This window comes from Geodermatophilus sp. SYSU D00684 (assembly GCF_054050455.1).
This window is the reverse complement of the sequence record NZ_JBJGZI010000007.1, coordinates 86,146-97,432: the sequence shown is the minus strand read 5'-3', so window position 1 is coordinate 97,432 and position 11,287 is coordinate 86,146. Positions and strand designations below refer to the sequence as shown.

Sequence of the window (11,287 nt, the reverse complement as noted above, 5' to 3'; positions counted from 1 at the left end):
ACATAGCGACATCTTGTCGTGAACGCGGCGGAGCGGCGCCGCCCCGGCTCAGCGGGGGTCGAACAGGACCACCTCGCCGGGCGTGACCTCGAACGGGTTGGCCCACCCCGAGGCGGTGCCGGTGATCGGCTGCGCGTCGGTGACCACGTGGTGGGGCGCCGCGGGGGAGGCGCCCGGGTAGACGGCGAGCACGCGGGCGGGGTCGGTGAGCTCCTCGGTGTGCTCGAGCCACTCGCCGCGGCGCAGCAGCCGCGTCGTCCGCCGCCCGCGCAGCTCGCGGCCCACCTCGGCGACCCACCGGGCGCCGTCCTGGTCGAAGGCGACCGAGCGCACCCGCGCCCCCGGCGGCGCGGGCGCGCAGCCGGCGAACTCGGCGAGGGCCTCGTAGAGCCGCTCGGCCTGGTCGTCGTCGGTGGCGCGGGGGAGGAAGAAGGCGGTCACCGGCCGATCCTGACCCCCGCCACCGACACTCCGGGATGCGGACCGTGCACGGGGCGTGCACCCTGGGTGGGCACACGCTCTGCCGCGGCCGAGTAGAGGGGGACTCCTCCGCCGGGCACCGGGCCAGGTTCCGAGCACCGCTCCCTGGCCCGGCTCCGGACAGGCCGGTCGTGCACCACCGGATGCCGGGCCCTCAGGTCGCGCGGGTCACCGACGCCTTCAGCACCCGGCCGCACACCACCGTGGCCACCCCGGCGACGACGACGGTCAGCAGCCCGACCCGCAGGCTGGTGGCGTCGGCGAGCGCACCCACCAGCGGCGGGGACACCAGGAAGCCGATCCGCAGCAGCCAGTTCACCAGCGTCAGCCCCACGCCGTGCCGCAGCCCGGGCAGGTCGTCGGCCGCGGCGTAGACGGCCGGCACCAGGGTGGCGACGCCCAGCCCGGCCAGCGCGAACCCCACCAGCGTCGTCGCCAGCGACGGCACCGCCAGCGCCAGGCCCGTGCCCGCGGCCACCATCGCGCCGCCGACGCGGGCCACCCGGCGCTGCCCGAACCGGTCGACGACGCGGTCGCCGGTCAGCCGGCCGACGGTCATCGCCAGCGACAGCGCGACGAACCCCAGCCCCGCGGCCGCCGCGCCCGTCCCGACCTCGGTGCGCAGCCACAGCGCGCTCCACGAGGAGCCCGCGTCCTCGACGAACGCCCCGCACGCGGCGAGCACGCCGAGCGCGGCCAGCGGCAGCGCGACCGCCCGCACCGTCCCCCGCCCGCCGGCGGGCACGGCGTCGTCGGGCACCTCCTCCCGGTCCGGGCCCGGCAGCATCGACCGGTGCGCCACCAGCGCGACGACGGCGAAGACGGCCGCGACCACGCCCAGGTGCCACCCGAGCGGGACGCGCAGGCCCGCCGCGGCGGAGCCCAGCAGCCCGCCCGCCACCGCGCCGATGCTCCAGAGGCCGTGGAAGGCGTTGAGGATCGACCGGTCGTAGGCCCGCTGCACCCGCAGCCCGTGCGCGTTCTGCGCGACGTCGACGACGGCGTCCAGCGCGCCGGCGACGAACAGCGCCCCGGCGAACAGCCACCACGACGGCGCGACGGCGGCGCCCCAGACGGCGGCGGCCAGCGCCACCAGGCCCCAGGAGGCCACCCGCGCCGAGCCGAACCGGCGCATGAGCGCGGCCGACGCCAGCGCGGACACCAGCGCGCCGAGCGGCAGGGCGGCCAGCGCCGCGCCGAGCTCGGCGTTGGAGACGCCCAGCCGGTCCTTGACCTCGGGCAGCCGCGGCACCAGGTCGGCGTAGAGCACCGCGTTGACGAAGAAGCAGGCGGCGACGGCGGCGCGGGCGGCGCGCAGCCGGGGCGGGGCGGTGACCGGGAGGGTGTCCGACACGGGCGTCCTGTCTGGAGGGGCGGGGGGTCAGGCGGCGAAGCGGAGGATGGCGGCCCGGATCTGTGCCCGGTCCATCGGGTCGGTGGACAGGGCGCTGTGCAGCACCAGCCCCTCGACCAGGGCGTCGAGCTCGCGGGCGGTGACCGGGTCGAAGTGGCGCTCCAGGCTCGCCCGGCTGCGCTGCATCCAGTCCTGGGTGACCGCCCGCAGCGCCGGCCGGCGGGCGGCGGCGACGTAGAGCTCGACGGCGAGCACCAGGTCCCGGCCGGACCCCAGGAGGTCGCCGGTGAGGTGCTCGACCAGCGCGTCCAGGGCCGCGGCCCGGTCGGGCGCGGCGCGCATCCGCGCGTCGAACCGGGCGGCCACCTCCTCGACGTGCCGGGTGAACGCCGCGGCGTGCAGCTCGTCCAGGCTCGCGAAGTGGTAGGTCATCGACCCCAGCGGCACGTCGGCGGCACGGGCGATGGCCCGGTGCGTGGCGCCGGCGACGCCGACGTCGGCGATGACGTCCAGCGCCGTGGCCACCAGCCGGTCGCGGCGGCCGGGGTCGTGCCGCCGCGGCCGCCGGGCGGGGGCGGTCACCCCCGGTCCAGCTCGCGGACCACCCGGGCCGGGTTGCCGACGGCGACCACGCCGGCCGGCAGGTCGCGCGTCACCACCGATCCGGCGCCGACGACGGTGTCCGCGCCGATCGTGACGCCCGGGAGCACGACCACCCCGCCGCCGAGCCACACGTTGTCGCCGAGGGCGATCGGCTCCGCGGCCTCCCACTTGTCCCGCCGCGGCCCGGGCTCGACCGGGTGGGTGGGGGTGAGCAGCTGGACGTTCGGGCCGATCTGCACGTCGTCGCCGATGGTGATCGCCGCGACGTCGAGGGCGACCAGCCCGAAGTTGGCGAAGCAGCGGGCCCCGACGCGGAGGTTGCTGCCGTAGTCGACGTACAGCGGCGGGCGGATCTCGGTGCCCTCGCCGACCGCGCCGAGCAGCCGCCCGAGCAGCTCCCGGCGCAGCGGGCGCTGGCGGGCCGAGGTGGCGTTGTAGGCCGCCATCAGGTCGAGCGCCGCGGCGTTGGCCTCGGCGAGCTCCGGGTCGTCCGCGATGTAGGGGTCGCCGGCGAGCATCCGCTCGCGCATGGTGCGGGTGTCGTCCGGGGCGGGCGACGAGGTCATGCGGACGAGCGTACACATCCATGCGGACATCTGTACGCATCGACTGGGGCGGCGCGCCGATGACTCCGGCCCGCCGCGGGGGTCTACCCGTCGTCCCCACTCTCCCCGGGAGGCCCGAGATGACCAGCACCGCCCCCGCGCTCGAGACCCGCACCCTCGAGGTGCCCGGCGCCGTCCTCACCTACGACGTCCGTCCCGGCCCGGCCGGCGCACCGGTGCTGCTGCTGGTCGGCTCGCCCATGGGCGCGGCCGGGTTCGGCACGCTGGCCGGGTACTTCGCCGACCGGACGGTGGTCACCTACGACCCGCGCGGCTCCGAGCGCAGCCGCCGCACCGACGGCGCCGCCACGAGCACGCCCGAGGAGCACGCCGACGACCTGTCGCGCGTCATCGCCGCGGTCGGCGGCGGCCCGGTCGACGTCTTCGCCAGCAGCGGCGGGGCGGTGAACGCGCTCACCCTCGTCGCCCGCCACCCGGAGCAGGTGCGCACGCTCGTCGCGCACGAGCCGCCGTCGGTGCCCTACCTGCCCGACGCCGCGGAGGCCTCGGCCGCCACCCACGCCGTGGGGGAGGCCTACCGGCGGTCCGGCTTCGGCGCCGGCATGGCGGCCTTCATCCGGCTGGTCGCCCACCGCGGCCCGGTGACGCCCGAGCTCACCGGTCCCGCGCCCGACCCCGCCCTGTTCGGCCTGCCGACCGGGGACGACGGCTCGCGCGACGACGTCCTGCTCGGCCAGAACCTGATCACGTGCACCCACCACGAGCACGACGTCGCCGCGCTGCGGGCCGCGCCCACCCGGGTCGTGGTCGCCGTCGGCGCCGGGTCCGAGGGGGAGCTCGCGCACCGCGGCGGCCTGGGCGTGGCCACGGCGCTGGGGACCGAGCCGGTCGTCTTCCCCAGCGGGCACGCCGGCTTCCTCGGCGGCGAGTACGGCGAGACCGGGGAGCCCGAGGCGTTCGCGGCCCGGCTGCGCGCGGTGCTCGACGGGGCGGCCTGAGGGCCTTGTCCCGCCCCGGCGGCAGCGGGAGGCTGGACCCGCCAGGACGAGCAGCGAACAGGGCCAGCCACCGCCGGGAGGTCGCCGTGGAAGCGCGCGTGGGGGACAGGATCGTCGTCCGCTCGACCCACCAGGGGGAGCCGGACCGCACGGGACGGGTGCTCGAGGTCCGCGGACAGGGCGGGGCGCCGCCGTACGTCGTCCAGTGGGACGCCGACGGGCACACCGGCGTCTTCTACCCGGCGGGCACCTGCACGGTCGTCCCCGAGCCGGCCGGGACCTGACCCGGGGGCCCGTCCCCCGAGGGGCGGCCCCGGTCACCGGTGAGGGTGCGTCCGGCGTGCCCCTCCGGTCCGACAGCGCCGGACCGCGTCCGCTCCTGCGGCCCCGCGCCCCTGCCCGCGCGCGGTAGAGGCGCGACGCCGGGGTGACCGTCATCCCCAACTCCTGCCACGACCGGGCGGACAGTGACCCACTACGCGCCGAGGCGGGCCCCGGCCGCGCCTGGTGCACACCCCGACGCCCCGGCCGGGCGGCCGCGGTGGGGGAGCCGCCGCGTCCCGGGCGCGTGGAGGCCCCCGCCGCGGGTGCGGCGGGGGCCTCGGTGTCCGGTGCGGGTCAGCCCTGCGGGGTGCCCGGCGCGCCGGCGTCGGGGGTCCCGTCGGGCCCCTCGGCGAGCAGCAGGTACAGCGCCCGGCGGGCCTCGGCGAGGACGCCGGCCGCGGCGGTGAACTGGGCCTCGCTGCCGGTGCGCGCCACCTGGCGGACCGCGCCGTGCAACTGCTCGAGCAGGCCGCGCAGGTCGGCGGCGGGTGCGCCCTCGGGGCCGCCGGCGAACGGGTCGTTCCCCGTGCCGCGCAGCTCCTCGACCGCGCTGCGGCCGGCGTCGGTGAGCGTGGCGAGCTTGCGGCCCGCGTCGGCGGTCACCGTCACCAGGCCCTCGTCCTCGAGCTGGCTGAGGGTCGGGTAGATCGCGCCGGGGCTGGGTGCCCAGCGGCCGCCGCTGCGCTCGGCGATCGCCTGCATGAGCTGGTACCCGTGCATGGGCTGCTCGGCCAGCAGCAGGAGGACGGCGGCGCGGACGTCGCCGCGCGGGGCCCGCCCGCGGCCGCCGCGGCGCCGCCACCCCGCCGCCGGGTCGAAGCGGGGCCCGAAGCCGGGACCGAAGCCGGGGCCGAAGCCGGGGCCGAAGCCGGGACCGGGCCGGGCGCCGGGCCCGCCCGGGCCGCCGAAGCCGAAACCGAAGGGGCCGGCACCCCCGGCGCCGGGCCCGCCCGGGCCGAACCCGTGCGGCCGGTGGCCGTGCGGGTGGTGTCCGTGGCCGCGACCCCCGGGCCGCCACCCCTCGAAGCGTGGATCGTGGGTCATGACTGCCTCCTGACATATCGGATTACAGTAACGATATATCGTGATAGGACGTCCGTCTAGGGCGGGAACGAGTCCGCGGCGATCGCCTGGACGGCCGCCTCGCCGAGCGCGTCGACCTCGGCGGCCAGCACGCGCAGAGGGACGGGCTCCCCGGAGCGGAGCAGGCCGGTGAGCCGGCCGGCCACCCGGCCGATCCGCCCGGCCGGCTCCAGGCCGGGCTCGGCGGGAGCCGGCGGGACGAGCGACCAGGGCTGGTCGATCTCCGCGCTGAGCGCCGGCAGCCGGCGCAGGAGGGCCGCGCTCTCGGCGGCCAGCCGCCACCGGGTGCCCGGCCGCAGCTCCGGGGGCCCGGACTCCCCGGCGGACGCCCAGCGCAGCAGGCGCACCACCTCGCCCCAGACCACGTCGGAGACGACGTCGCCGACCGGCCCGTCGCCGGGGGAGCGCCGGGCCAGCACGAGGGCGCGGGTCGCGGCGGGGTCGAACAGCCAGGGCGCGGTGTCGCGGTCCATGACGGCACGCTGCCCCCGCACCCTCCGGGGGGCCTGGGCCCGGCCTGTGAGCTCCCTGGGTGCCTCAGCCGAGCGTGGCGCGCACCGCCGCGGCGGCGGAGTCCAGGGCGGCGCGGGCGCGCCCCCACGACGTCCTGGCAGGGAAGTCGCCGAGCAGGACGACGACGGTGCCCGACGGCAGCACGCCGGCCGAGTGCAGCTGCCGCCGGCCGTCGACGCAGCACATCCAGCCCTGCTTGGCCGCCACGCCGGTGCCACCGGCGAGCAGGCCGAACGCCTGGTCGAACCCGTCGGCCGCGGTCGGCGCGGTGTTCCGCATCCAGCCGAGCAGCGTGGCGGCCGGCCCGTCGCCGAGCGTGTCGGCCAGCCCGGCGAGCAGGGCGGCGACGTCGGCCGCGCTGAGCGTCGCCTCGCCCCACTGGCCCGCGACCCGCGGCGGCGCGGTGGCGGTCAGGCCGGCGTCGGCGGCGGTCGCGGTGACCAGGGCGGCGCCGTCGTAGCGGTCCCACAGGGTGCTCATCGCGCCGTCGTCGGAGGTCACGATCGCCCGCTCCATCAGCGCCAGGTCGCCCTCGGAGAGGTCGAGCGCGCCCGCCGCGTCCAGGGCCAGGAGCCGGCCGACGACGTGCAGCTTGACCAGCGACGCCGACAGGCGGACGTCCCCGGCGGCGGGACCGCTGACCAGCGGCCGGCCGAACGCGTCGAGCACCGCCACCGTGACCGTGCCGTCCGCCTCCCCGGCCGCGGCGTCGACGGCGGCCAGCACCGCGGCGCCGTCGACGGCGGGCGGCGGCGGGACGGGGACGGCGGACTCCCCGGCGGCGCCCGTGCCGCGGATCTCGGCGGGCGTGCCCGGCTCCGGCGCGACCGAGGCGGCCCGCACGGTGTCCGGCCCGGCGGCGGGCTCCTCGCCGTCCCGGGCCCAGAGCACCACCGTCAGCACGCCAGCCGCGGTCACCACCAGCACCGACGCGAGCAGGACCGCGAGCGCGCCGAGGACCAGCCGCGCCGGCAGACCCCGGCGCCGGCGCCCGGGCGAGGGGCGGACGGCGCGCACGGGCACAGGGTGGACCCGATCGGTTGCGCGTGGGGAACGTCCGTGTGTCCTCTACCGGATCAGCCGGCGACCGCGGCGCTGGTCAGGCGGGCGCGGACCACCTCGACGAGCTCGGCCGGGCCCGGCGGCGGGCTGTCGGCCCACCAGGCCGGCCGGACCTCGACCGGCGGCGCGTCGCGCAGCAGCCGGTGGTCCCGCCGCGCGCGTTCGGCGTGCCGTGCAGCGCGCACCCGGTGTGGGCCGCGCCGGCCGGCGCGGTGCTGCCCGGTCAGGTGCTCGAGCAGCACGAGTGGGCCGGCATCGGGGTCGTGGTGCTGGCCGACGCCGCGGCGGTGCTGCCGCACACCCCGCGCCCGGCGGGGGTCCACCGCGGCGAGGTCCACAGTCCCGCCACGGCGGCCTGACAGGTCCGCCACAGGAACGGCCTGCACGGTCGGGAGGACGGCCGGACCTGCCGGCCGCCCGAACGAGGAGAACCCCGTGCGCAAGAAGATCGTGCTCGCCACCACGGCAGGCGTCCTGGCCGTCGGCGGCCTCGCCCTCGCCGCCCCGGCCGTGGCCGACGACGACACGACTCCCGACACCTCCGCGACCTCGGCCGTGGACCGCATCCGCGACGCCCTCACCGGACTGGTCGACGACGGGTCGATCACCGCCGCGCAGGCCGACGAGGTGGCCACCACGCTGCGCGAGGCGGGCCTGGGCGACCGCGGCCACGGCGGCCCCGGCCTGGACCTGTCGGTGGCCGCCGGGACGCTCGGCCTGTCCGAGGACGACCTGCGCACCGCGCTGGAGGCCGACGGCGCCAGCCTCGCCTCGGTCGCGGAGGAGCAGGGCGTGGCGGTCGACGACCTCGTCGCCGCGCTCGTGCAGGCCGGGCAGGACCGGCTCGACGACGCCGTCGCCGACGGCCGGCTCACCCAGGAGGAGGCCGACGAGCGCGCGGCCGACCTGGAGAGCCGCGTGACCGACCTGGTGGAGAGCACCGACGTCGACCTCGACGGCCCCCGCGGCGGTCCCGGCGGCCGCGGCGGCCCGGACGGCGAGGGCCCGGACGGCGGGGGCGACTGACCGTCCCGGCACCCCGCGGCGCCGTCCTCCGTTGGGGAGGACGGCGCCGCGCTGCACCCCGGTCCCCGCGCACGCGGGGCGGCTGCGCGGGACGCCGCGCCGGTACCGTCCGCCGCTCCGCCGGAGTGCGCGCCCCGCGACGGCCGGCGCCCGGAGGAGGAGACCCGTGACCACCACCCTGCCGACGACGCGGCCCGACGACCGCCCACCGGCGCCGGCCCGCACGCTGGTCGTCGTCGGCGGCCTGCCCGGCAGCGGCAAGACCACGCTGGTGCGGCGCGTGCTCGGCGACGGCGTCCCGGGCGTGGCCGCGGTCGACTCCGAGGACGTCGCCGCCCGCTGGCGCACCGGCTCGCGGGTGCCCTACCGCCTGGTGCGCCCGCTGGTGCACACCGCGCACCGGCTGCGCGTCCTCCGGGTGCTCGCCGGCCCGGCGCCGCTCGTCGTCCTCACCGACCCGTGGACCAGCCGCTGGTGGCGCCCGGTGGTGCTGCGGGCGGCCCACCGGGCCGGGCGCGCGGTCCGGCTGGTGCTGCTCGACGTCTCCGCCGCCGACGCCGCCGAGGGCCAGCGGATCCGCGGCCGCCGCATCCCCGAGGGCCGGATGCGCCGGCACGCCGGCCGGTGGGACCGCTACCGCGCCGCGGACCCGGTGCCCGGGGAGGTGCTGGTCGTCGACCGGCCGCGGGCGGCCGCGCTCACCCTCGCCGAGCTCCTGGGTCCCGTGACCCCGGCGGCTGCAGCGGGCTGACCACCCCGGTCAGGCCCAGCGCCCGCTCGAGCAGCCGGAACCGGTAGGCCGCGGTGAGCACCGCGAACCAGAGCACCAGCGCCGGGAGCACGGTCTCGAACACCGGGTCGGCGGCCTCGGTGAGCCCGAAGTAGGTGGTGAACGCCGGCCAGAACAGCCCGGCGGAGAACACCACCACCAGCGCGAGGACCAGCAGCGCCGGGCGGCGGTCGCCGTCGGGGCGGGTCCAGGCGGCGAACCACCGGGTGGGCGGCTTGAGGAACAGCACCAGCAGGAACGCGGCGTAGGAGACGAACGTCGACAGTGCGGTCTGCGCGCCGATCGTGGCCGCGGCCTCGGCGAAGCCCACGTCGTCGGAGGACACACCGGTGTAGGCCTCGAAGTCCTCGACGACGAAGGAGGGGACGGCGTCGTCGGTGAACCCCTGCAGCAGGTCGGTGTAGTGCCGGGCGTAGACGGCGACCCCGCCGGCCGCGGTCACCAGCACCGCCGGCACGACGAACCGCCACAGCGTGGTCAGCAGGTGCGGGTCGGGCGGGGAGGGGCGGGCCCAGGCGGTGAGGAACAGCGTCGGGACGCCGACGGTGAGCAGGGTGAGCCCCACGTTCGCCGGGGAGTAGGGGAAGCCCAGCCCGAGCATGGTGACGGCGAGGATGACCAGCCCCTGGGTGCCGACGCGGGCCAGGAACACCTGCATCGAGGTGCTGATCCCGGTGATGATCCGGCGGCCCTCGTGCGCCGCCGGCAGCAGCGCGGCCAGCGAGTCGCCGGTCAGCACGATGTCGGCGACGTCGCGGGTGACCGCGCTGCCGCCGGCCATCGCCACGCCGACGTGCGCCCGCTTGAGCGCCCGGGCGTCGTTGACGCCGTCGCCGACCATGGCCACGTAACCGCCGGCCCGGCGCAGCGCGTCGACCAGCCGCTCCTTCTGCTCCGGGGCGGTCCGCCCGAACACCGTCGTCCGCGCGACGACGTCGTCGAGCTGCGCCTCCGACAGCCCCGCCAGCGCCGGGCCGGCCACCGGCTCACCGGGCTCGAGGCCCGCCTGCCGCGCCAGCGCCGCCACCGTGGCCGGGTCGTCGCCGGAGACCACCTTGACCGCGATGCCGTCCGCGGTGAGCCGGGCGAGGGTGTCCACGACGCCGGGGCGCAGCTCGTCGGCCAGCGCGACGACGGCCAGCGGCTCCAGGGCCGGCAGCCGCGCCCGGCCGGCGCCGTCGCGCAGCGGTGCGTCCGGCTCGGCGCGGGCGAGCACCAGCACCCGCAGCCCGCGCCCGGCCAGCTCGCGCACGGGGACGCCCAGCGGCTCGCCGGACAGCCGCGGCGCCAGCGTGTCGGGGGCGCCGAGCACCAGCACGGCGTCGGCTGTGCGCAGCGCGCTCCACCGCAGCGCGGAGGAGAACGGCACCTCCCCGGCGACGGGCACCGGCTCGCCGGGCAGCGCCGCGGCCAGCGCCGCCGTCGTCAGGTTGCCCGCGGCGGTGCTGCGGGCCATCGACCCCAGCAGCCGCTCCACCTCGGCGGCCGGCAGCGGCCCGGCCGGCCGCACCTCCGCCAGCGACAGCCGGCCGGTGGTGAGCGTGCCGGTCTTGTCGGTGCAGACGACGTCGACGTTGCTCACCGACTCCACCGCGTTCACCTGCTGCACCAGCGCGCCGCGGCCGGCGCTCTTGGCCGCGCCGACGGTGTAGGCGACCGCGACGAGGAAGAACAGCCCGTAGGGCACCAGCCCGGACAGCACCGCGGTGGTCTGCACGGTCCGCACCAGGGTGAAGCCCTCGAGCGCGGCCTGCGCCAGGATCGTCACGCTCATCAGCAGGACGAGCAGCATGACCAGCCGGACGACGAAGTCGATCCGCCGCTGCAGCGGGGTGCGGTCGGTGGAGGCCCGGCGCGCCTCGGCGGTCAGCCGGCCGGCGTAGGACGCCGCGCCGACCTCGCGGGCCAGCTGGGTGCCCTCGCCACCGGCGACGAACGAGCCCGACAGCAGGTCGTCGCCGGGCTCCTTCGGCAGCGCCTCGGACTCGCCGGTCAGCAGCGACTCGTCCACCTCCAGCCGCCCGGCGAGGACCGGCCCGTCGACGACGACCTGCCCGCCCGGGCGCAGCCGCAGCACGTCGCCGAGCACGACCTCCTCCGGCGGCACCTCGGTGTCGGCGCCGTCGCGGACCACCGTCACCGTGCCGCGCGCGAGCAGCTGCAGCCGGTCGAGCTTGCGCTTGGCGCGGATCTCCTGCACCGCGCTGATCGCGGCGTTGACCAGCCCGAGGCCGACGCTGGTGAACGCGTCGCTGTACCGGCCCAGCGCCAGCAGCGCCGCGCCGATGGTGAACAGGATGACGTTGAAGAAGGAGAAGACGTTGGTGCGCAGGATGACCGCGTAGCTGCGCGAGGACGCGCTGACCGCGACGTTGCCCTCGCCGCGCCGGTGCCGCGCCCGCGCCTCGGCCGCGCTCAGGCCCGCCGGCGCCGGGGGAGGGGTCAGGTCGGTGGTCCCCGTCGTCATCACCCCCGAGCCTGACAGGCG

The 11,287-nt window shown here is 78.2% G+C and carries 14 protein-coding genes; 5 read left to right on the top strand and 9 right to left on the bottom strand.

Going from position 1 to position 11,287, the window contains the following annotated elements; all coding sequences use genetic code 11:
• Positions 1 to 48: 48 nt before the first annotated feature.
• The 4 genes from ACI79L_RS06755 to ACI79L_RS06740 form a co-directional block, all read right to left on the bottom strand.
• A complete protein-coding gene (locus ACI79L_RS06755; RefSeq protein WP_456928844.1) occupies positions 49 to 441 on the bottom strand; it encodes a hypothetical protein in 393 nt (130 codons plus the stop codon).
• 193 nt (positions 442 to 634) lie between these two features.
• Positions 635 to 1,834, bottom strand: coding sequence for an MFS transporter (locus tag ACI79L_RS06750; protein ID WP_456936028.1), 1,200 nt, complete (start codon positions 1,832 to 1,834; stop codon positions 635 to 637).
• A gap of 27 nt (positions 1,835 to 1,861) precedes the next feature.
• Positions 1,862 to 2,416, bottom strand: a complete 555-nt coding sequence (locus ACI79L_RS06745) for a TetR/AcrR family transcriptional regulator (protein WP_456936027.1) — start codon at positions 2,414 to 2,416, stop codon at positions 1,862 to 1,864.
• Positions 2,413 to 3,003 carry a sugar O-acetyltransferase gene (locus ACI79L_RS06740; RefSeq protein WP_456936026.1) on the bottom strand — a complete coding sequence of 197 codons (591 nt, stop codon included), beginning with the start codon at positions 3,001 to 3,003 and terminating at the stop codon, positions 2,413 to 2,415. The genes ACI79L_RS06745 and ACI79L_RS06740 overlap by 4 nt, the downstream gene beginning before the upstream one ends.
• A 119-nt stretch (positions 3,004 to 3,122) precedes the next feature.
• On the opposite strand from ACI79L_RS06740, the gene ACI79L_RS06735 reads away from it, so the two are divergent.
• Positions 3,123 to 4,001, top strand: coding sequence for an alpha/beta fold hydrolase (locus ACI79L_RS06735; protein WP_456936025.1), 879 nt, complete (start codon positions 3,123 to 3,125; stop codon positions 3,999 to 4,001).
• A 98-nt stretch (positions 4,002 to 4,099) separates the two neighbouring features.
• A complete protein-coding gene (locus tag ACI79L_RS06730; RefSeq protein WP_456936024.1) occupies positions 4,100 to 4,285 on the top strand; it encodes a DUF1918 domain-containing protein in 186 nt (61 codons plus the stop codon).
• A 334-nt stretch (positions 4,286 to 4,619) separates the two neighbouring features.
• Here the strand turns inward: ACI79L_RS06730 and ACI79L_RS06725 are convergent, their stop codons facing one another.
• The 4 genes from ACI79L_RS06725 to ACI79L_RS06710 form a co-directional block, all read right to left on the bottom strand.
• Entirely contained in the window at positions 4,620 to 5,369 is a 750-nt protein-coding gene (locus ACI79L_RS06725) for a PadR family transcriptional regulator (RefSeq protein WP_456936023.1), read from the bottom strand.
• Positions 5,370 to 5,425: 56 nt separating this feature from the next.
• Positions 5,426 to 5,881, bottom strand: coding sequence for a hypothetical protein (locus tag ACI79L_RS06720; RefSeq protein WP_456936022.1), 456 nt, complete (start codon positions 5,879 to 5,881; stop codon positions 5,426 to 5,428).
• 64 nt (positions 5,882 to 5,945) lie between these two features.
• The gene (locus ACI79L_RS06715; RefSeq protein WP_456936021.1) at positions 5,946 to 6,938 is read right to left on the bottom strand and encodes a serine hydrolase; all 993 of its coding nucleotides are present in this window, start codon (positions 6,936 to 6,938) and stop codon (positions 5,946 to 5,948) included.
• Between the two features lie 59 nt (positions 6,939 to 6,997).
• Complete coding sequence (locus ACI79L_RS06710) at positions 6,998 to 7,168, bottom strand: hypothetical protein (protein WP_456936020.1); 171 nt, start codon at positions 7,166 to 7,168, stop codon at positions 6,998 to 7,000.
• A gap of 3 nt (positions 7,169 to 7,171) precedes the next feature.
• Here ACI79L_RS06710 and ACI79L_RS06705 point away from each other — a divergent pair, with 3 nt between their 5' ends.
• The 3 genes from ACI79L_RS06705 to ACI79L_RS06695 all read left to right on the top strand — a co-directional run bounded on the left by ACI79L_RS06705 (position 7,172) and on the right by ACI79L_RS06695 (position 8,760).
• Entirely contained in the window at positions 7,172 to 7,342 is a 171-nt protein-coding gene (locus ACI79L_RS06705) for a hypothetical protein (RefSeq protein WP_456936019.1), read from the top strand.
• Positions 7,343 to 7,418: 76 nt separating this feature from the next.
• Complete coding sequence (locus ACI79L_RS06700; RefSeq protein ID WP_456936018.1) at positions 7,419 to 8,009, top strand: hypothetical protein; 591 nt, start codon at positions 7,419 to 7,421, stop codon at positions 8,007 to 8,009.
• Between the two features lie 166 nt (positions 8,010 to 8,175).
• The gene (locus ACI79L_RS06695) at positions 8,176 to 8,760 is read left to right on the top strand and encodes an AAA family ATPase (RefSeq protein ID WP_456936017.1); all 585 of its coding nucleotides are present in this window, start codon (positions 8,176 to 8,178) and stop codon (positions 8,758 to 8,760) included.
• Here the strand turns inward: ACI79L_RS06695 and ACI79L_RS06690 are convergent.
• Positions 8,708 to 11,266, bottom strand: a complete 2,559-nt coding sequence (locus ACI79L_RS06690; RefSeq protein WP_456936016.1) for an HAD-IC family P-type ATPase — start codon at positions 11,264 to 11,266, stop codon at positions 8,708 to 8,710. The two genes, ACI79L_RS06695 and ACI79L_RS06690, sit on opposite strands and share 53 nt — an antisense overlap.
• Between the last annotated feature and the right edge of the window lie 21 nt (positions 11,267 to 11,287).

What these genes read in the sequence shown, in the direction of transcription:
- ACI79L_RS06735 (WP_456936025.1), top strand. Translation starts at nt 3,123, where the DNA reads ATGACCAGCACCGCCCCCGCGCTCGAGACCCGCACCCTCGAGGTGCCC.
- ACI79L_RS06720 (WP_456936022.1), bottom strand. Translation starts at nt 5,881, where the DNA reads ATGGACCGCGACACCGCGCCCTGGCTGTTCGACCCCGCCGCGACCCGC.
- ACI79L_RS06725 (WP_456936023.1), bottom strand. Translation starts at nt 5,369, where the DNA reads ATGACCCACGATCCACGCTTCGAGGGGTGGCGGCCCGGGGGTCGCGGC.
- ACI79L_RS06740 (WP_456936026.1), bottom strand. Translation starts at nt 3,003, where the DNA reads ATGACCTCGTCGCCCGCCCCGGACGACACCCGCACCATGCGCGAGCGG.
- ACI79L_RS06690 (WP_456936016.1), bottom strand. Translation starts at nt 11,266, where the DNA reads ATGACGACGGGGACCACCGACCTGACCCCTCCCCCGGCGCCGGCGGGC.